This is a genomic window from Stenotrophomonas sp. KH_036_B (assembly GCF_057839485.1).
The window spans coordinates 3,842,820-3,862,136 of sequence record NZ_CM174491.1 but is presented as its reverse complement, the minus strand read 5'-3'; the positions used below and the strand labels follow the sequence as shown (position 1 = coordinate 3,862,136).

The following is a 19,317-nucleotide window of genomic DNA, read 5'->3' as shown; positions in this document are numbered from 1 at the left end:
CAGCCACTAAGGTAGGCCGCCCCCCTTGATGGAACCCCACCATGATCGTCCTCATCCAGCGTGTCACCCAGGCCAGCGTCAGCGTGGACGAGGCCGTGGTGGGCCAGATCGGCCCCGGCCTGCTGGCCCTGGTCGGCATGGAGCCGGGCGACACCGACGCGCAGATCAGCAGGATGGCCGATCGTCTGCTTGGTTACCGTGTGTTTGCCGATGAGACCGGAAAAATGAACCGGTCACTGGGGGAGACGGGCGGCGGCCTGCTGCTGGTGAGCCAGTTCACGCTGGCCGCGGATACCGCCAGCGGGATGCGCCCGGGATTCAGCACGGCGGCCCCGCCGGCCGAGGCTGAACGTGGATTCAACCGATTGGTGGAGATCTGCAGGCAAAAGCACGCTTCGGGGGTGGAAACCGGGCGATTTGGCGCCCATATGGTAGTCAGCCTGGTCAATGACGGTCCGGTGACCTTCCTGCTCAGACCCTGACCCCGGGACCACCGCCCGGGCCGGAAGGGCGCTGGGCTGGTATAATGCTAGGTTCTATTCCTCTCCCTGCCGGTGGCGCGAGCACTACATGGCCAACGAACGTCCTGCCCAGCAAAACGACATCAAGCTTCTGATCAGCAAGGGCCTGGAACAGGGCTACCTGACCTACGCCGAAGTCAATGACCACCTGCCCGACGATATTGTCGACCCGGAGCAGATCGAAGACATCATCGGCATGATCAACGGCATGGGCATCGATGTCCATGAAGTGGCGCCCGATGCCGAAACCCTGCTGCTCAACGACGGCAACACCGGTAACCGCGAGGTCGATGACACCGCGGCCGAAGAAGCTGCCGCCGCACTGAGCGCACTCGACACCGAAGGTGGTCGCACCACCGACCCGGTGCGCATGTACATGCGCGAAATGGGTACCGTCGAACTGCTGACCCGCGAAGGCGAAATCGCCATCGCCAAGCGTATCGAAGAAGGTCTGGGCCAGGTCCAGGCCGCACTCGGCACCTTCCCGGTGTCGGTCGAATCGCTGCTGTCCGATTACGAAGCCCACAAGGAAGGCAAGAAGCGCCTGGCCGAAGTGATCGTCGGCTTCAACGACCTGGTCGAAGAGGTTCCGGCGCCGGCCGTGGCCGAAGACACCAGCGACGATGCTGACGAAGAAGCCGACGACGAAGAAGACGCCGGCGACGACGTCGAAGAAGAGGCCGGCCCGACCGGTCCGGATCCGGAAGAAGTCGCCCGTCGCATGCAGGCCCTGGCCGATGCTTACGCGGCCTTCAAGAAGGCGTCCACCAAGGCCGACCGCAAGCCGCTGACCAAGCTGCGCGACGACATGGCCGCCGTGTTCGTCACCCTGAAGCTGCCGTTGCCGCTGACCGACGTGCTGGTCAAGCAGCTGCGCGACGTCATGGCCGACATCAAGGGCCACGAACGCCGCGTGCTGAACCTGGCCACCGTCACGGCCCGCATGCCGCGCAAGGACTTCATCCGTTCCTGGGAAGGCAACCAGACCAACCTGGAATGGGTGGAAGACGCACTGAAGCGCAAGCAGAAGTGGTCCTCGGCCCTGCGTGACGTCAAGGACCAGATCATTGCCGAACAGCAGTCCACCATCGACATCGAGAAGCACACCTCGCTGGAGCTGGAAGAGCTGAAGGAAATCAGCCGGGCCATGGCCTACGGCGAAGCCAAGGCGCGCAAGGCCAAGAAGGAAATGGTCGAGGCCAACCTGCGCCTGGTGATCTCCATCGCCAAGAAGTACACCAACCGCGGCCTGCAGTTCCTCGACCTGATCCAGGAAGGCAACATCGGCCTGATGAAGGCCGTGGACAAGTTCGAATACCGTCGCGGCTACAAGTTCTCCACGTATGCGACCTGGTGGATCCGCCAGGCCATCACCCGTTCGATCGCCGACCAGGCGCGCACCATCCGTATCCCGGTGCACATGATCGAAACGATCAACAAGTTGAACCGCATTTCCCGCCAGATGCTCCAGCAGTACGGCCGCGAGGCCACGCCGGAGGAGCTGGCCAAGGAAATGGACATGCCGGAAGACAAGATCCGCAAGGTGATGAAGATCGCCAAGGAGCCGATCTCGATGGAAACCCCGATCGGCGACGACGAGGATTCCCATCTGGGCGACTTCATCGAGGACACCAATGTGGAGTCCCCGATCGAGAACACCACCAACATCAATCTGTCTGAAACCGTGCGTGACGTGCTGGCCGGCCTCACCCCGAGGGAAGCCAAGGTGCTGCGCATGCGCTTCGGCATCGACATGAACACCGACCACACCCTCGAGGAAGTCGGCAAGCAGTTCGACGTCACCCGCGAGCGCATCCGCCAGATCGAAGCCAAGGCGCTGCGCAAGCTGCGTCACCCGAGCCGCTCCGAGCAGCTGCGCAGCTTCCTGGACATCGATTGATTTCCAGGGTGGTGCGTTGATGAAAAAACCCCGCTTCGGCGGGGTTTTTTTATGGCGCCGTCGAGGCGAACGTCATGTGCCCATGCCTCAGGTGCGCTACGGGCTGGTTCCAGCCGGGCCCGGCGGGACCCGCATGCCAGGAAACGAAATCTGGGTGGCTGCATGGCGATGCTCGATCACCTTGGTCACTTCATAGTCGGTCTTCGCACCCGACACCGTCTGCCATTGAGTGATCTTTATCTCGCAGATCAGAACGTCTCCCTTCGTAAACGAGGTTTCGTTGTTGTTCACCCCTGAAAGAAACGCGGCATCGGAGATCTTGGCGTTGATGGTCGAATTCCCGTCAGACAGCCTCCACTTGTTTTCTTCCTTGAATGCGAGGGAGACGATGGAAAATGCCATCTTCCTCGTATCTTCAAGGATCAGCTCGTCTTGACCGGCAGGGGCGGAAAAGAGATGACGCTCGACGTCGTTGATGACCACGGCGAATGACGACGGGTCACCGGCGGCAAAGGTGTCAATTCCGTCGCGATCCAAGGGGGCAAGAACCCGGTCAAATGCCTGGCGCACGGGAAGGTCGCGCAGTAGAACCAGTACATGCAGTTCCACCTCCAGGGCATCTTCATCAGTGAAGAGGGTGACGTGCCCATCATCATTCATTTGAACGTTCGTTATCCTGCGGCCGCGCAGCCATTTCAGGACCTGCACGACGCCTGTGTAGCCGACCCTGGCTGTGAGGCCGAGTGCGGTCAGGACCGCCGTGGCGTTGGCGATGGCCGTCATGCCGTCGCCCGAAAACATGTCTTTTGCGGCGGTCAGGAAATTCAGGGCGGTGGTGAAGTCAACATTGAAGCTGCCGGTCTTGAAGGACCCTTTGACGTTGATCTGCGCCTTGGCGCGATCGCCATGGAGTGCGCGCACGCTTGAATCGAGAAGGTCGGCCATGGCCATCAGCGCGGGAGCCAGCTCTCTGGCATCCATCTCATGCGTGGCGAGGGCGGGGCCGTCGTAGGTGATGCGGAACTGCGTCATGTCGTCCATGGTACCCCTGTCATTTCCCGTGCCGTGAGCGCTTGGCCGGGGCATGGGAAGGCTATCACCGCCGATGCAGGCCATGCTGTGACCGCTACCGGTTACCTCGGGATGTGGGGCCGGTTTCCTGCAGCGTTGCCCGGCCGCGCGAATCGTGCCGCAGGCGCCAGGGGCAGGGGGCAGATTGCGGCGTACCGTGGGCTCCCCATGACCGCAGACGTGCCGCCGGAATGCGCGGCTTCGGGGTTGAGGGCAAGGCCCCAGTAGCAAGCCCAACCGCGCCTCCACTACACTGTGCAACCGCGCAGGGCCTATAGCTCAACGGTTAGAGCAGAGGACTCATAATCCTTTGGTTCCAGGTTCGAATCCTGGTGGGCCCACCATATCCACGGCAATGCACGGCATGGTTCGCTGAGAATTTCCTTGTCCCACAATGTGTTCACGACCTGGATTCCACACTGCCTCCAGCCAATCGGCCCGTTCTGGAGAAAGTGCCATGCGTCTGTCCACCAACCTCGCAGTCCTCATTGCCTCCCTTGCAGTCGCCGCAGCTGCCGGGTGTTCCCGGCAGAGCCAGGAAACCAGCGAGAACGGAGTTCGCACCGGCATGGCCAATCCAGCGTCCGAGTACTGTGTGAAGCGCGGTGGCAAGGTCCATATCGAGAAGGACGCAAGCGGTGGCGAGCGCGGCATCTGCCACCTGCCGAACGGTGACAGGATCGATGAGTGGGAACTGTTCCGCCGGGACACGCCAAAGACATCGACCTAGCGGGTGGCGCACAATACGCGGCGCTGAAGTTGCGGAGCTCAGACATTCGTGGTTGTCGCGGAACGGATCAATCGACTGCGTCCTCACTCGCGATCTGAGCAGAGAAGGTAAGACACACAGCCGCCACGGAGTGCCATGAGAAACAGACGCAGTTTCGTTCCCCGCTCGGCCGTGCTGCTCGCGTTCGCCACGTTGCTGCTTGTCGGATGTTGGCGCACCAGCCGTGAGACGGTCTTCTCGTCGGACGCGCTGAAGGTGGTGGCCGTGACCGAAAGCACGCTGGACATCAACATCAGCGAATATCGCCACTACACCCGCTATGCGCTCTATGTGCACGGCGACACGTTGACTGACAGCGGCTTTGCCGCGCTTCTGCGTGACCCGGACGCGGGCAGCGATCCGTTCGTGCATACCGAGGCGATCGTGCTGGATCCGCGCTCCATCCTGCTTGCATCGCACAACAGCGATGGGCGGCGCTGCTGGACGACGCGGTTGATCGACACCGGCGCCACACCCATCCTCGAAACGATCAACAAGGGCAGCATCGACTGCACGACGCGTCAGGCCCCGCGCGGATGGCGAGCGCTCTACGACGAATCCAGCAATCTGCTGCTGATCCGCGAACAGCCCTTCCATGTCTACCCGATTGCCGGGTATTGGTATCCGCTCTGGATCCAGGGCGATGTGGTTGCGCTCTACCAGCAACAGAAAGAACGCGAGCGGCTCGTCGTGAAGCTGGCGAAGATATCCTCCGGTGAAATGCTGGCGGAGGAACTGCTGCCCATGGACAGGTTTGCCGAGCCCGACCTGCATCAGGCGTCGGCGGAAGCGCGGCAGCAGTGGCTGCTGGACAATTTCACGGTGTCGGCCGCGCCCTCCGCGTCGATACGCCTGCGCCCCGACAACCGGCTCAAGACGATCTCGCCCGAGGTGTGGGCGGAGTACAAGGAGATCGAGCGGCACAACCGCGAGGAAGACGCGCGCGTGCAGGCCGCGGGCGAGGCCTGGCACAACGCGCAGCGCGAGCAGTTGAACCGGGACGAGGCGGAAAGGCAGCCTCCCGCCACCAGCCCGTAAACGGCGACCCCACACCGGCCTGACTAGACTCGGCCGCATGCCTTCCCCCACCTCCATCGGCCTGGCCGACATCAACATCGAGTCCTACATCTACTTCGGTGCAGGCGCAGCGGTGGCATGGCAGCTGGCCGACCCCGGGGTGGGGCGGGGCGTGGCCCGGCACAGCCAGACGCTGCGCCGGCCGTTTTCGCGGCTGCGCGCCACCATGAGCTACATCTACGCAGTGTCGCTGGGGACGGATGAGGATCGCGCGGCGATCGCCCGCCACGTCAACCGCGCGCACGTTCCGGTGCAGGGCGAAGGCTACAACGCCTTCGACCGTGACCTGCAGTTGTGGGTGGCGGCAACGCTGTACCGGGGTGCAGTGGAGATGTACACGCTGTTCGTGGGCCCCGTGCCTGCCGCCAGCCGTGAGGCGGTGTATCGGCAGGCGTGGGCCTTCGGACGGACCCTGCAGGTAGACGATGCGCAATGGCCCGCCACCGCCGATGCGTTCGAGATGTGGTGGGAGAGCCGTCAGGCCAGGCTGCGGGTGGATGATGAGGTGCGCGCGTATCTGCAGGCGGTGCTGAGTGGCGGGGCACCGTGGTACCTGCGTCCTGCGCTGCCGCTGCAGGCGTTCGTGACCCGTGCGCTGTTGCCGGCGCATGTACGGGCCATGTTCGGGTTGCCGTGGACCGCGGTGGACGCGCGCCGCTGGCAGCGCTTCCAGCGTTGGGCGCCGCGCCTGTACTGGATGCAGCCGCGCTGGCTGCGGCACCTGCCGGCCCGTCACTTCCTGGCCAGGCTTCGGGCGCAGGCCGACCCATGACCCGCCAGGCGCCGCGCCTCTTGTGCCTTGCACAAATACCCCGCACCTAAATCGATCTAAACTGCGGATTCATCGATCTGGCACGGGAGGGCAGGGCATGGTGTTGCGCAAGGTGATGGTGGCCGCAGTGCTTGCGGCAGCAGTTCCGTTGATGGCGCTGGCCGCGCCCTCCACGCACGATGCACCGGCCCCGCAGATGTCGGGCAACCCCATCCTGCCCGGCTGGTACGCCGATCCGGAGGCGGCGATATTCGGCGACCGCTACTGGATCTACCCGACCACGTCGACGGTCTACGAAGCACAGGTCGCGTTCGATGCCTTCTCGTCGCCCGACCTGGTGCAGTGGACCCGGCACCCCGGCGTGCTGAAGATGGACGCAGTGCCGTGGGCGAATCAGGCCATGTGGGCACCGTCGGTGGTCGAGAACGCCGGCCGGTATTACCTGTTCTTCTCCGCCAACGACATCAAGAACGACAGCGAGGTGGGTGGCATCGGCGTGGCCGTGGCCGACCATCCCGAAGGGCCGTACCGCGACCTGCTCGGCAAGCCGCTGGTCGGTGCCTTCCACAATGGCGCGCAGCCCATCGACCAGTTCGTGTTCAAGGATGACGACGGCGCCTGGTACATGATCTACGGCGGTTGGAAGCACGCCAACCTGGTGCGTCTCAAGGACGACTTCAGCGGTGTGCTGCCGCTGGCCGACGGCACGCTGTACAAGGAAATCACGCCGTCGCCGGAGTACGTGGAGGGGTCGCTGATGTTCAAGCGCGACGGCCGCTACTACTTCATGTGGTCCGAAGGCGGTTGGGGCCAGCCGGACTATTCAGTGGCCTATGCCATCGCCGACACCGTCACCGGCCCCTTCAAGCGCATCGGTACGATCCTGCGGGAGGATCCGGACATCGCCACCAGCGCCGGCCACCACTCGCTGATCCACGCGCCCGGCAGCGACAACTGGTACATCGTCTATCACCGTCGCCCGCTCGGCGACACCGCGCGCGATCACCGGGTCACCGCCATTGACCGCATGTACTTCGATGCGAACGGGCACATCCTGCCGGTGAAAATCACCCGCGAGGGCGTGCCGGCCGATCCGATGCGGCCAGCAGCGGTTCCCCGCCACCCTGCAGCGCAGCCTTGACGCCGGCGAGCAGCTCCTCAATGCGAAACGGCTTGGCGACAAACGGCACGTCCCGGTGGCGGGTGGGCACCATCTGCGAGTAGACCGCGGAGGCGAACAGGAAGGGCGTGCCCAGTTCCGCCAGGCGGTCGGCCACCGGGAAGACCGTGCCATCACGCAGTTCGATATCCAGCACGGCAGCATCGAAATGCTGGTGGGAGAGCGCGCCCAATGCATCCGTGAGGGAATAGGTGGGCACTGCGGTGTAACCGGCGTGGGTGATGACCTCGACGAACAGCCGGGACAGCTCTATTTCGTCCTCGACCACCAGCACCGTGCCATTCATTGGAGATGTATCGACGATGCCGCTCACGCGCCCTCACCCGGAACCGGCGTGGCAAGCGGATTGCTTCCTTCCGCGTTTCCCATGGGGAAGCGCGCGGCGAATTCCACGAAGCGGGCACCCGATATCGCCTGTCGCCGGCTGCATGCGGGGCAGGTCAGGATCGCGCCGCCGCCCGGGATGTTTTCCAGCAAGGGGCGTTCGCTCGCCCGGAAGATCCCACGGCACGCATTGCACTGGGCCCGGATGAACTCAATGGTGGGAATGGCCGCCTCTGCACTGAAGCGGACGTCGTAGAGATGAAACATGCCAGTGTCTGGCATCTGCAAAACCTCGGCACGCAGCTCAACAGGGCCAGTGCTGGGTCGTGTGCTTGATTGCCGTATCAACGATAGAACGGCGCACGGTCAGCCTACCCGGTCACTTGTGAGCCGAAGGTGTTCGTTGCCTGACCAGGCAGTCGCACGGCATCCACATGAACCTGCCCACACTGTGCATTCCCCACTGGAAGCACGCCATGCGCCAGCATTCCGCTTCACCCTGCGACGCCATCGTTGTGGGCGGTAGTTATGCCGGATTGTCTGCCGCGCTGCAGCTGGCGCGGGCCCGTCGCAGCGTATTGGTCATCGATACCGCATCGCCACGCAACCAGCGTGCGGCGGTGTCGCATGGCTGGCTGGCGTCAGACGGCAGAAGCGGGGCAGAGATCCTTGCCCAGGCGCGCGCCGAGCTCGCGCGCTATCCCTCGGTCTCATGGCAGAACGACGACGCGTTGACGGCCACGCGTCAGGACGCCAGCCCCGCGTTCAGCGTCGGCTGCGTGTCCGGTGCGGTGTTCAATGCCGAACGCATCATCCTGGCGTACGGCGTACGCGATGTGCTGCCCGACGTTGAGGGGCTGGAAGAACGCTGGGGGCGCAGTGTGTTCAGCTGCCCGTACTGCCATGGGTACGAACTGAATCAGGGGCGCATCGGGTTGTTGTGCGTGACGGTGGAGAAGGCCGTGGAGCAGGCCGTGCTGCTGTCCGACTGGGGCAAGGTGACCGTGTTCTGTACCGACGCACAGACCGCCCCAGGCACCGCATCGACGCGGGTGCTGGATGCGCACGGCATCGGCGTGGAACTGACGCCGGTGCGATGCATTGATGACGTGGCCACGATGCACCTGGAGGATGGGCGACGGGCGCCCATGGATGGCCTGTTCGTTTGCCACGACACCGTGCTGTCCAGCACGTTGGCCACACAGCTGGGCTGCGGGCTAGAGGACGGTGGCTGCATCACCACCGATTCGGCGAAGCAGACCACGGTGGACGGCGTGTTCGCGTGCGGCGACATCGCGCGGATGGCCGGCAGCATCGCGCTGTCGGTAGGCGAGGGTGCACTGGCCGGTGTGGCGGTGCACCGCTCGCTGATGGGGCTGCTTGAACGTTGAAACACGCGGCCGCAATGCGGTGCGCGTTCCGCAACCCGGACGCGCACCGCAGGCACACCTCACGCCTTCGCGGTCTTCTCGACCTGTGCCACCAGCACCGCGGCCGCTTCGGCGGACGACGCCGGGTTCTGCCCGGTGATCAGCAGGCCATCGCTGACCACGTACGAGCCCCAGTCCGGTCCCTTCGAGTAGAGGCCACCTGCCGCCTTGAGTTCATCCTCGACCAGGAAGGGCACGATGTGGGTGAGGCCAACGCCTTCTTCTTCGCTGTTGGTGAAGCCGGTGACCTTCCTGCCCTGGACCAGCGGGTTGCCGTTGGCGGACTTGACGTGGCGCAGCACGCCCGGTGCATGGCAGACCAGCGCGACCGGCTTGCCGCCCGTGATGAACGATTCGATCAACGCGATGGAGTGCGTGTCTTCGGCCAGGTCCCACAGCGGACCATGGCCGCCCGGGTAGAAAACGGTGTCGAAGTCGGCCTGGGAAACGCTGTCCAGCCGCACGGTGTTGGCCAGCTGGGCGTTGGCGGCGGCATCGGCTTCGAAGCGACGGGTGAGCTCGGTCTGGAAATCGGGCTCATTGCTCTTCGGATCCAGCGGCGGTTGGCCGCCCTTGGGCGAGGCCAGCACGATCTCCGCGCCCGCATCCTTGAAGGTGTAATACGGCGCGGCCAGCTCTTCCAGCCAGAAGCCGGTCTTGCGGCCGGTGGTGCCGAGTTCGTCGTGGGAGGTCAGAACGATGAGGACTTTCATGGGCGATTCCTGTGGTGGGTAGTTAACAGTAGACCGGTCGTCTAGAAACAGGTCGTGAAAAAAGGCGCTTCAGGGGGTGAAGTGCCTCGTGTTCCGGGGGTCACTCAGGGTGAAAGGTGCAGCACCCCGCGGGTGGTCTGCCAGGCGGCGTCGAACGGCTGGGGGGTGCGGACGATCTTGACCATGACACTGGCGCCGAGCCACAGCTGGTACAGGCTCTGTGCGACGTTCTCCGGCGCATCGTCCAGGCTCAGGGAGCCGTCTTCGACCCCCTGCCGCATCGCCTGCGCCAGGCGCGCGATGATGCCTGCGGTGCCGCGCTTCAGTGCGGCGCGCATGCTCTCCGACAGGTCGGCGACTTCGGCACCCAGCTTCACCGCCAGGCACTTGCCCTGGCAGTCGTCGAACGACTGGTTGTCACGCCAGGACTGGAAATACGCCGCCACCTGCTGCGCCTTGGTCTGGCCGGGCTGGCGGAAGATGCCCTCCATGTCGGCCAGGTAGGACGCGAAATAGTCCTCCAGCAGCGCCTCGCCGAAGGCTTCCTTGGAACCGAAGTAGTGGTAGAACGACCCCTTCGGAACGCCGGCGGCGGTCAGTACCTCGTTCAGGCCGACGGCGGAGAAGCCCTTGCCGCCCATGATCCGCTGGCCGGTAGCCAGGATCTTGTCGCGGACATCAAGGGCCTCGGTGGCGGTGGCGGAGTTCATGGGGTGCACTGTACATTCAATTAGACCGGTCGTCTAGTGGTCGCAATCAGGGTGCGGCGCTCCCCTGCGGCGCGCCCTCTTCCCGCAAGGAACCGCGGATCGAGCGCGCCAGATCGCTGCGGGTGAAGGGCTTGGCCAGGATCGCGATGTTCCTGCCGACCTCCCCGCTGGCATCGATGTCGCGCGGGTAGCCCGAGGTGAACAGCACGCGCAGGCCCGGCTTGTGTGCCAGGGCACGCCTGGCCAGTTCCCAGCCGGACATGCCGGGCATCACGATGTCCGAGAACAGCAGGTCCACGCTGACATCGGTACGTTCCAGCAGGCGCATCGCCGACGGACCGTCATGCGCCTCCAGCACGCGGTAACCGAGCTGGCGCAGCGTCTCGACGGTGTAGGCGCGCACATCGTCGTTGTCCTCGGCCACCAGCACGGTGGCCTCGTCCTGCATGTCATAGCCGGCCAGGCCGCGCGTCTCCGCCTTGCCGGCCTGCGGCAGTTCCGCCGCCGAACGCGGGAACAGCAGGGTAATGGTGGTGCCGACACCCTCTGTCGAATCGACCAGCACATGGCCACCGGACTGCTTGGCAAAGCCGTAGACCATGGACAGGCCCAGCCCGGTGCCGCGGCCGACTTCCTTGGTGGTGAAGAACGGCTCGAACACCCGCGTCATCGTCTCGGCCGACATGCCGTGGCCGGTGTCACTGACCCGCAGCATCGCGTAGTGGCCGGGCGGCACGTCGGGGTTGTGGGCGCTGAAGTCGGCGTCCAGGTGTGCGTTGTCCACTTCGATGATCAGCCTGCCGCCCTCGGGCATCGCATCGCGCGCGTTGACCGCCAGGTTCAGGACCGAGGCCTCGAGCTGGCTGGTGTCGACCTCCACGCACCATATGTCGGGGCTGTGCACCATCTCCAGCTGGACCAGTTCACCGAGTGCGCGCTGCAGCATGTCCTGCATGTCGCGCACCTGTTCGTTGAGATCCACCGGCTGGCTCTTCAACGGCTGCCGGCGCGAGAACGCGAGCAGGCGCTGGGTGACGTTGGCCGCACGCATGACGCCCTTGAGCGCGTTGTCCAAGGCGCGCGACGAATTGCCGGCCGCATCGCCGAGGCGCTCGGTCAGCATCATGGCGTACTCCACGTTGCCGGCGATCACGGTGAGGATGTTGTTGAAGTCGTGCGCGATGCCGCCCGTGAGCTGGCCCACCGCCTCGATCTTCTGGCTCTGCCGCAGTGCTTCCTCGGCCTGGCGTCGCGCGGTGGTTTCCACCGCCTCCGACACCACGGCGGTGACGTTGCCCTGGTGGTCGAGCAGCGGCCGGAACGAGAACTCGAACGCGCGCTTGCCGGTGGGCAGGCGCAGCTCCAGCTCATGCCGGGAGGCGCTGCCGCCAGCGGCCTCCAGCACCGCCGCGCAGACGATCGCCGGCACGCCCTCGGTATCGGCGAACCACGCCGATTCACAATAGAGCGCGCCGCGCACATCCGCCTTGGTGGCCAGGATGGCGGCCAGCGAGGCCGAATTGGTGTCGATGATGTGGCCATCGAGCGTGAGCAGGTTCTGGTGCTGGAAGCTGGACTCGAACAGCGCCTGCAGCCGGCTCTCGCTGCGGTGCAGGGCCGAGGTGCGTTCGTTGACCTGGCGTTCCAGCGATTCGTTGCTGGCCTTCAACAGCGCCTGCGCCTGCTTGAGTTCGCTGATGTCGCGGGCCATGGCGTAGTAGCCCAGCACCGTGCCGTCCTCGGCCAGCTCGGGCACGCAGTCGATCTGCGCATGGCGCAGCGTGCCGCTGCGGCGTCCCGACAGCGTCTCGAAACTGACCCGCTCACCCTGCAGTACCTTGTCCAGGTGTGTCTGTATCTGGGCGAAGGTTTCCTCGCCCACCACGTCGCGGGTATGCATGCCGATCAGCTCATCCGGCGCCAGACCATGCCACTCGAAGTACGCCTGGTTGGCGAAGCGGTAGCGGTGGTCGTGGCCCAGGTAGGCGATCAACGCCGGCAGGGAGTCGGTGATGAGGCGCAGGCGCTGGTCGCTGCCGCGCAGCTCGGTCTGGACGCGCTGCAGCTTGCGCCGTTCGTCCGCTTCGCCGATCGCCCGGACGATGGCGTCGGGCAGCCGTTGCAGGCGCGCCTTCACCACGTAGTCGCGTGCGCCGCGCTTGAGTGCCTGCACCGCGAGTTCTTCGGTGAGCGTGCCGGAGACGAAAATGAAAGGCACCTGCGGCGCCACCTCACTGGCCAGGGTCAGCGCCGCGTCGCCGTCGAAACCGGGCAGCACGTGGTCGGCCAGGATCACGTCGAACGCATTCGCACGCAATGCCGCCAGCATCCCCTCATGCGACCAGGTCCGCTCGAACGTGAACGGCAGCCCGGCGCGGGTGAGCTGCAGGGCGATCAGCTCCGCATCCAGCGCATTGTCTTCGACCATCAGGATGCGGATCGAAGCGCCGGTAGGGGCATCAGCCATCTTTTCTGCTCTTTGCGCCAAACAGGGTGCCGTGTGGCGGCGGCTGGTTGGTGATGCCCCAGAACATGCCCAACCCCTGGATGGCCTCCAGGAATTCCTTGAAGTCCACGGGCTTGACCACGAACGCATTCACGCCCAGTTCGTAGCTCCTGACCAGGTCCTGCTCCTCGCGCGAGGAGGTCAGCATCACCACCGGCGTGCTGCTCAGGGCGGGATCGGTCCGGATCTCCCTCAGTACATCCAGCCCGTTGAGCTTGGGCAGTTTCAGGTCCAGCAGCACCACCACCGGGCCGCCATGCAGCAAGCCTTCGTAGCGGCCCTGGCTGCGCAGGTACTCCAGCGCCTCCACCCCGTCCCGCACATGGGTGACATCGTTCAGCAACTGGCAGCGGGCGAGTGCAGCCATCGTCAGCTCAGCGTCCTTCGGATTGTCTTCCACGAGCAGAATCGGCCGCAGGTCTCTCATAGGTTGTCTCCAGTAGCAAAGGGAATGGTGAAGAAGAATGTCGCGCCCACGCCTACCTCGCCTTCGGCCCAGGTGCGGCCGCCGTGGCGGGTGATGATGCGGTGGACGTTGGCCAGGCCGATGCCGGTGCCTTCGTACTCGTCCGCATGATGCAGGCGCTGGAACACACCGAACAGTTTGTCCACGTAGCGCATGTCGAAACCGCAGCCGTTGTCGCGGACGAAGAACACATCCTCGGTGTCGTTGCGACGGTGGCCCACCGCGATGGCAGGGTGGGGCGTGTCGCGGGTGAACTTGATCGCGTTGGACAGCAGGTTCTGCCACACCAGCCGCACCATGCCCGGATCGGCCTTGACGCGCGGCAGCGGCGGAAGGGTCCAGTGAATGCTGCGACCGGCGTACTCCATGTCCAGTTTGTGCCGCACGTCTTCGACCAGGGCGGTCATGTCCATCGTGATCTGACCCATCGTGGAGCGACCCATCTGAGAGAAGCTCAGCAGGTCATCCACCAGCGTTCCCGCCGATTGTGCAGATTCGACGATGGTGTCGAGAAATCTTTTTTCTGAATCATTCAATCGTTCGCCCGCCGAGGCCCACAGCAGTTCCGAATAGCCCACGATGTGACGGAACGGCGCACGCAGGTCATGGCTGACCGAATACGAGAATGCCTCCAGCTCCTTGTTGCTGCGCAGCAGCTGTTCGTTCAGCACGGCCATCTCTTCGGCCTTGCGCAGCACGATGTCGACGATGGCGGTGCGCAGCTCCAGCGCGGCATCGCGATCCACCTCGTTCCACGCCAGCGACTGCTTGCGCACCGTTTCCTTCCAGCCCTCGAACGAGGTGCGCGGCGACAGCGGCTGGCCGGTGTCCTCCTTGCGCGGATCGCCCCCCCAACGCACGGTGCGGATGACTTCCGGGCGGAACCAGAGCACGAAGCTGTCGTGCAGCTGCGAGATCGAAATCGCCAGCACGCCGCTGGCCACGTCGGAGAACGCGTCCGCGTCCTTCCACAACATGGGCAGCCGTTCGGTGCAGAACAGCTCGCCCTGGTCCGGCTGCGCGGTCAGCCACTGCACCAGTGCCATCACCTGCTGCGCGGTCGGGCAGTGGCCATGCAGGATGCACTCGCCGCGGTGGACGATGGCGGCGCCACTGGACTCGGTGAGCGCCAGCAGGTTCTGCTGGTCACGGCCCAGCGCGACCATGAAGTCCTGGTCGCCCGCCATGCGCCCGAGCAGGCGTACCTGGATGGCGCGGCGTGCGATGCGCTCTTCGATCACCCGCGCGCGTTCCTTCAACGAGATCTGCAGCGACAGGATCTGCCCGATGAACTCGCAGGCGGTACGCACGTGGTACGGCACCCGCTGTGGCGCCTGGTTGTGGCAGGAAATCAGCCCCCACAGTTCGCCTTCGCGCAGCAGCGACACCGACATCGAGGCGCCGGTGCCCATGTTGCGCATGTACTGCAGGTGCACCGGCGACACGCTGCGCAGCATCGACGGGCTCAGGTCGGTGGGCGGTGCATCGGCGTTGGCCGCGCTGCGTACCAGCGGCACGGGCCGGTAGTCGCTGTCGGCGATCAGCCGCACGCGGTTCTGGCGATAGAGCTCGCGCGCCTGGGCCGGAATATCCGACTCGGGGAAGCGCAGGTCCAGATAGCTGGGCAGCACGCCATTGCCGTCCTCGGCGACCACTGCGCCATTCCACTCCGTGTCGAACTGGTAGACCAGGGTGCGGTCGAAGCCGGTGAGCTCGCGGATCTGCGCCGCGGCCAGATCGCACAGCTCGCGCGTGGTACTCACGCGCTCGATCTCGCCCATGAAGCGGCGGATGGAGGGATACAGGTCTTCCAGCGAGCCCGGCTCGCCGGGCACCGGCGCCTCCAGCTCGACGATGATGTTCCCGCCCAGCCGGTGCGCGACCACATGGTGACCGCCGTGGTCGCCGATGCGGTGGGCACCCAGGAAGTGCGAGGTGTCCGGTTGCAATGCCTCCAGCGCCGGCCGGCACGACGCCAGGGTGGCGCCCAGCACGGCCTCGACCGGCTGTCCGAGCGGGTCGCCCAGCGCATCAAGAATGCCGGCCTCGGCGACCGCGCGTTCCGTTACCGTCAGGGTACGGGCATCCAGGACCAGCACGAGACCGTAAGGTTGAATGGCACCGGGGGTTCGGATGGGTTCACTGGCGCAGCGGGTGATATCCAAGGTGCTTTCGCTGGCGTTCCAGGATGACATTCGGTAACCCTATCCAATACGGTATTGACGTGCGCTGTCACGCAGACCCTGTGACGGGCCACATAGCTTGGCACATCGTCGCATTCACACCGTGACGACGCCGCCTCGGCGGCTCAGGGCTTCGGCGGGCGCTCGTAATCGTCGGGCGTGGCGGTGTGCTCCTGTTCGGGCATGTCCTTGTCTTTCCACCGCGCATCGTCGTTGCGCAGGGTGTCCGGGGTATGCGCCTTCTGCTGGTCGTCCTTGCCCTCCAGCGGGTTGGAAGCTGAGGCGTTCATGCATGTTCTCCTGTTCGCGGGTGGTCGCGCTGCAAGCGTGTGCGCAGTCAAGTGAGGGCGGTGTACGCAGCGGCTGCACGGCACACACACGCATCAGTCACCGCCCCCCGACGCGCAACGCTGTATCCCGTCGGCATGGACCAGCTTTCAGAACATGCGGCGCCCGCGCTTGAAGCGGCTGCCCGCGATACCCTGTTGCGCCACCCCACGCTGCCGCTGCCCGGGCGCGGTCACACGCTCGAACGCTGGCGCGCCCTGGCCGACATTGCCGGGCAGGACCTGTGCGTGGCAAAGGTGCTTGAAGCCCACTACGACGCGCAGGCCATCCTGGCGGACCTGCATGCCCCCCCGCTGATGCCGGGCATCCTGGCGGCGGTATGGGCGGCAGAGGGGCCACAGGCCACCCTGCGCTTCGACGAGGACAGCGGTACGGTCAGTGGCAACAAACCCTGGTGTTCGGGCGCGGGCCTGGTGGACGTGGCGCTGGTCACCACGCAGAGCGAGGCCGGCGCGCGTCTGGTCTGCATCCGCAGCGATGCGCCGGGCCTGCTGCTGCAGCCACAGCGCTGGCATGCCACCGGCATGGGCGGCATCCCCAGCGGCAGCGTGCAGTTCGAGCGGGTCCCGGCCGAGCCGGTTGGACGTCCGGGCGCGTACCTGGCGAGACCGGGCTTCTGGCACGGCGGTGCCGGGATTGCCGCCTGCTGGTACGGCGCCGCCGTCGCGCTGGCCGCGCCCCTGCAGCGTTCGCCACGTGTGGAAGGCGACGCGCAGAGCGCGGCGTTGCTCGGCCAGGTTGACATGGCCCTGCAGTCCTCGGCGGCGTTGCTGCGTGAACTCGCCGCGTGGGTCGACGCCATGCCGGCACAACCGCATACGACCGATGTCATCCGTGTGCGCAGCGTGGTGGAGCGCAGTTGCGTGCAGGTCCTGGATGCCGTGGGTCGCGCGCTGGGCCCGGCACCGATGTGCCTGGAGGCCGAACACGCGCAGCGCTGGAGCGACCTCACGGTGTTCATCCGGCAGAGCCACGCCGACCGCGACTGGGCCGAGCTCGGCCGTGCGGTCCAGCACGTGGAGGCGCCGTGGACGCTGTAACCGTGCGCATCGAAGGCCGCGGTACCCAGGAAGCAGACTGGGACGACTGCGTGTGGCTGGACGCGCTGCCGTCCGTCGAAGCGGACACGGTGCTGCTGGGTGCACGCCGCCTGGTAGTGGTGTCGCCGCACCCCGATGACGAGGTGCTGGGCTGTGGCGGACTGATGCAGGCTGCCCTGGCGCAAGGCATCGCGGTACAGGTGGTGTCGGTCACCGATGGCGAAGCCTGCTATCCGGACCACCCTCGATGGACGACCGCGCGCCTGCGCGATGCCCGCCGTCGAGAGCTTGTCACCGCCATGCAGGCGCTGGGCATGGACGCGTCACACGTCACCACGCTGGGCCTGCCCGATGGCGCGGTGGCGCGCCATGAAACCGATCTGGCCGCGCACCTCGCCGCCCGCCTGTTGCCGGGTGACATGGTGGTGGCGCCGTGGGTGCACGACGGGCACCCGGATCATGAGGCGGTCGGGCGTGCAGCGCGTGCGGCGGCCATCAGCTGCGGCGCGCGGACGCTGCAGTACCCGGTCTGGGCCTGGCATTGGCTCGATGCACGTGCTGCGGGCGGTCCGTGGACGTCCGCGCAGCGTATTTCGCTGTGCACCGACTCACAGGCGCGCAAGCGCCTGGCGATGACGGCGTTCGCCACCCAGACCGGCACGGTGGAGGATCTGGACCGCGAACCGGTGCTGCCCGAATACGTGCTGGCGCGCTTCCGCCGCGCCTACGAGGTGCTGATCGGATGAATACCGCTGCCTACTTCGCGCAGATCTACCGCGAACCCGATCCCTTCCAGTACCGCCAGCGCTGGTACGAGGCGCGCAAGCGTGCGCTGACCCTGGCCTGCCTGCCCCGGCAGCGCTATCGCAACGCCTGGGAACTGGGCTGCTCCAATGGCGTGCTGAGTGCCGCGCTGGCAGAGCGCTGCGATGCCTTGCTCGGTACCGATCTGAGTGCGGCCGCGCTGGCCGATGCGGCGTCGTCCACCGCTGCATTCGCCAACGTGCGCTTCGAGCAGGCCCATCACCCGCAGGATTGGCCCACGGGGCAGTTCGATCTGATCGTGGTCAGCGAAGTGGGCTATTACCTGTCCGCACCGGATCTGAGCGAAATGGCGACCCGACTGCGTACCAGCCTCACCGACGACGGTCTGCTGCTGGCCTGCCACTGGGTGCACCCGTTCGCCGAGGCCCTCAGTTCCGCTGCCGAGGTGCACGAAGCCCTTGCCGGCGGGCTGGTGGAAGCGTTCACCTATCGCGACGCCGACCTGGTGATGCAGGGCTGGGGTGTGTCGCCGACCAGCGTTGCCGCCTGCGAGGGCCTGCGATGATCGGGGTGATCGTGCCCGCGCACAACGAGGCACGCGTGATCGACCACTGCCTGGCGTCCATCGCGGTCGCGGCGGCGCATCCAGGCCTCGATGGTGAGCCGGTGCTGGTGGTGGTTGCGCTGGACGACTGCAGCGATGCCACCGCCGCGCGATGCGCCGAGCACGGCGTGATGACCGTGACGCTGGACGCGCGCTGCGTGGGGGTTGCCCGCGCGGCGGCAGCAAGCTGCGCACTCGCGCACGGTGCACGCTGGATCGCGAGCACCGATGCCGACACCTCGGTGCCGGCGGACTGGTTGTGGCGCCAGGTCAGCTGTGGCGCCGATGCCTTCTGCGGCGTGGTCGAGGTGGTGGACTGGCTGGACTATCCCGAGGCGGTCCGGGTCGCCTTCAACCGGCATGGCGAGGTCGTGCAGGATGGCCATCGCCACATCCACGGCGCGAACATGGGGTTCAGCGCGGCTGCGTACCTCGCCGCCGGTGGCTTCCCCGCGCTGGCCACGTCCGAGGACGTGGCGCTGGTGGCGGCATTGGCCGATACCCAGGCCCGCCTCGCGTGGCTCGCCCAGCCGGCGGTGGTCACCAGCGCGCGCCGTACCGCGCGCGCGCCGCTGGGTTTCAGCAGCTTCCTGCGGGCGCTCGAGCGCGAAGTCATGGAGGCCGGCGCGGGCCTGCTGCCGGCGCGGCTGGTCCCGTGATGATCGAGCAGCCGGCCGATCTGCTGGGCTGGGCCGCCACGGTCGTGCTCATCGCCACCCTGGCACGCCAGATCCATACCCAGCACAAAGCCAACTCGGTGGAGGGCGTATCCACGTGGCTGTTCGTGGGGCAGATCACTGCCTCGGTGCTGTTCATCGCCTACAGCGCGATGCTGGGGTCCACCGTGTTCGTGGTGACCAACAGCCTGATCCTGCTGACCGCCGTGGTCGGCCAGGTGCTTGCCGTGCGTCGTCGGCGCGCCCAACAGGACGGCTGAC

21 protein-coding genes and 1 tRNA gene are annotated in these 19,317 nt (G+C 65.9%); 13 read left to right on the top strand and 9 right to left on the bottom strand.

The features are described 5' to 3' along the window. The first annotated feature begins 41 nt into the window (after positions 1–41). On the top strand, positions 42–482 hold the full coding sequence (gene dtd, locus AC3ITN_RS17160; RefSeq protein ID WP_489391285.1) for a D-aminoacyl-tRNA deacylase: 441 nt from the start codon (positions 42–44) through the stop codon (positions 480–482). Between the two features lie 88 nt (positions 483–570). Next, positions 571–2,421, top strand: coding sequence for an RNA polymerase sigma factor RpoD (gene rpoD / locus AC3ITN_RS17155; RefSeq protein ID WP_313348007.1), 1,851 nt, complete (start codon positions 571–573; stop codon positions 2,419–2,421). 96 nt (positions 2,422–2,517) lie between these two features. Here the strand turns inward: rpoD and AC3ITN_RS17150 are convergent, their stop codons facing one another. Further along, complete coding sequence (locus AC3ITN_RS17150) at positions 2,518–3,462, bottom strand: LAPAL motif-containing putative phage structural protein (protein WP_489391284.1); 945 nt, start codon at positions 3,460–3,462, stop codon at positions 2,518–2,520. Positions 3,463–3,760: 298 nt separating this feature from the next. On the opposite strand from AC3ITN_RS17150, the gene AC3ITN_RS17145 reads away from it, so the two are divergent. The 5 genes from AC3ITN_RS17145 to AC3ITN_RS17125 all read left to right on the top strand — a co-directional run bounded on the left by AC3ITN_RS17145 (position 3,761) and on the right by AC3ITN_RS17125 (position 7,251). After that, a tRNA-Ile gene (locus tag AC3ITN_RS17145) sits at positions 3,761–3,836 on the top strand. Positions 3,837–3,949: 113 nt separating this feature from the next. Then, the gene (locus AC3ITN_RS17140) at positions 3,950–4,222 is read left to right on the top strand and encodes a putative hemolysin (RefSeq protein ID WP_313348010.1); all 273 of its coding nucleotides are present in this window, start codon (positions 3,950–3,952) and stop codon (positions 4,220–4,222) included. 135 nt (positions 4,223–4,357) lie between these two features. Beyond that, a complete protein-coding gene (locus AC3ITN_RS17135) occupies positions 4,358–5,299 on the top strand; it encodes a hypothetical protein (RefSeq protein WP_313348011.1) in 942 nt (313 codons plus the stop codon). A 37-nt stretch (positions 5,300–5,336) separates the two neighbouring features. After that, a complete protein-coding gene (locus tag AC3ITN_RS17130) occupies positions 5,337–6,110 on the top strand; it encodes an oxygenase MpaB family protein (protein ID WP_489391283.1) in 774 nt (257 codons plus the stop codon). Positions 6,111–6,207: 97 nt separating this feature from the next. Further along, positions 6,208–7,251 carry a glycoside hydrolase family 43 protein gene (locus AC3ITN_RS17125; RefSeq protein WP_489391282.1) on the top strand — a complete coding sequence of 348 codons (1,044 nt, stop codon included), beginning with the start codon at positions 6,208–6,210 and terminating at the stop codon, positions 7,249–7,251. Here AC3ITN_RS17125 and AC3ITN_RS17120 read toward each other — a convergent pair. Beyond that, the gene (locus tag AC3ITN_RS17120; protein WP_489391281.1) at positions 7,178–7,603 is read right to left on the bottom strand and encodes a response regulator; all 426 of its coding nucleotides are present in this window, start codon (positions 7,601–7,603) and stop codon (positions 7,178–7,180) included. The genes AC3ITN_RS17125 and AC3ITN_RS17120 overlap by 74 nt on opposite strands. Beyond that, positions 7,600–7,881 carry a hypothetical protein gene (locus AC3ITN_RS17115; protein WP_489391280.1) on the bottom strand — a complete coding sequence of 94 codons (282 nt, stop codon included), beginning with the start codon at positions 7,879–7,881 and terminating at the stop codon, positions 7,600–7,602. Before AC3ITN_RS17115 ends, AC3ITN_RS17120 begins: the two co-directional genes overlap by 4 nt. A 167-nt stretch (positions 7,882–8,048) precedes the next feature. Here AC3ITN_RS17115 and AC3ITN_RS17110 point away from each other — a divergent pair, with 167 nt between their 5' ends. Then, positions 8,049–9,005 carry an NAD(P)/FAD-dependent oxidoreductase gene (locus AC3ITN_RS17110; protein ID WP_489391279.1) on the top strand — a complete coding sequence of 319 codons (957 nt, stop codon included), beginning with the start codon at positions 8,049–8,051 and terminating at the stop codon, positions 9,003–9,005. 59 nt (positions 9,006–9,064) lie between these two features. Here the strand turns inward: AC3ITN_RS17110 and AC3ITN_RS17105 are convergent, their stop codons facing one another. The 6 genes from AC3ITN_RS17105 to AC3ITN_RS17080 all read right to left on the bottom strand — a co-directional run bounded on the left by AC3ITN_RS17105 (position 9,065) and on the right by AC3ITN_RS17080 (position 15,912). Beyond that, positions 9,065–9,757 (bottom strand): type 1 glutamine amidotransferase domain-containing protein, encoded by a 693-nt coding sequence (locus AC3ITN_RS17105; RefSeq protein WP_489391278.1) that lies wholly within the window; start codon positions 9,755–9,757, stop codon positions 9,065–9,067. Between the two features lie 104 nt (positions 9,758–9,861). Further along, complete coding sequence (locus AC3ITN_RS17100) at positions 9,862–10,467, bottom strand: TetR/AcrR family transcriptional regulator (protein ID WP_489391277.1); 606 nt, start codon at positions 10,465–10,467, stop codon at positions 9,862–9,864. Positions 10,468–10,513: 46 nt separating this feature from the next. Next, a complete protein-coding gene (locus AC3ITN_RS17095; RefSeq protein WP_489391276.1) occupies positions 10,514–12,934 on the bottom strand; it encodes a hybrid sensor histidine kinase/response regulator in 2,421 nt (806 codons plus the stop codon). After that, the gene (locus AC3ITN_RS17090) at positions 12,927–13,400 is read right to left on the bottom strand and encodes a response regulator (RefSeq protein WP_313348019.1); all 474 of its coding nucleotides are present in this window, start codon (positions 13,398–13,400) and stop codon (positions 12,927–12,929) included. The genes AC3ITN_RS17095 and AC3ITN_RS17090 overlap by 8 nt, the downstream gene beginning before the upstream one ends. Next, a complete protein-coding gene (locus AC3ITN_RS17085; RefSeq protein ID WP_489391275.1) occupies positions 13,397–15,634 on the bottom strand; it encodes an ATP-binding protein in 2,238 nt (745 codons plus the stop codon). Before AC3ITN_RS17085 ends, AC3ITN_RS17090 begins: the two co-directional genes overlap by 4 nt. 113 nt (positions 15,635–15,747) lie before the next feature. Then, positions 15,748–15,912, bottom strand: a complete 165-nt coding sequence (locus tag AC3ITN_RS17080) for a hypothetical protein (protein WP_313348021.1) — start codon at positions 15,910–15,912, stop codon at positions 15,748–15,750. Between the two features lie 135 nt (positions 15,913–16,047). On the opposite strand from AC3ITN_RS17080, the gene AC3ITN_RS17075 reads away from it, so the two are divergent. Genes AC3ITN_RS17075 through AC3ITN_RS17055 form a run of 5 tightly spaced genes read left to right on the top strand, consistent with a single transcriptional unit; the run spans position 16,048 to position 19,316 of the window. Continuing rightward, positions 16,048–17,010, top strand: a complete 963-nt coding sequence (locus AC3ITN_RS17075) for an acyl-CoA dehydrogenase family protein (protein WP_489391274.1) — start codon at positions 16,048–16,050, stop codon at positions 17,008–17,010. Then, entirely contained in the window at positions 16,998–17,756 is a 759-nt protein-coding gene (locus AC3ITN_RS17070) for a PIG-L deacetylase family protein (protein WP_489391273.1), read from the top strand. Before AC3ITN_RS17075 ends, AC3ITN_RS17070 begins: the two co-directional genes overlap by 13 nt. Further along, positions 17,753–18,340, top strand: a complete 588-nt coding sequence (locus tag AC3ITN_RS17065; RefSeq protein WP_489391272.1) for a methyltransferase — start codon at positions 17,753–17,755, stop codon at positions 18,338–18,340. The genes AC3ITN_RS17070 and AC3ITN_RS17065 overlap by 4 nt, the downstream gene beginning before the upstream one ends. Beyond that, complete coding sequence (locus AC3ITN_RS17060; protein ID WP_489391271.1) at positions 18,337–19,038, top strand: glycosyltransferase family 2 protein; 702 nt, start codon at positions 18,337–18,339, stop codon at positions 19,036–19,038. Before AC3ITN_RS17065 ends, AC3ITN_RS17060 begins: the two co-directional genes overlap by 4 nt. Then, entirely contained in the window at positions 19,038–19,316 is a 279-nt protein-coding gene (locus tag AC3ITN_RS17055) for a PQ-loop repeat-containing protein (protein ID WP_313348026.1), read from the top strand. The genes AC3ITN_RS17060 and AC3ITN_RS17055 overlap by 1 nt, the downstream gene beginning before the upstream one ends. Position 19,317 lies beyond the last annotated feature (1 nt).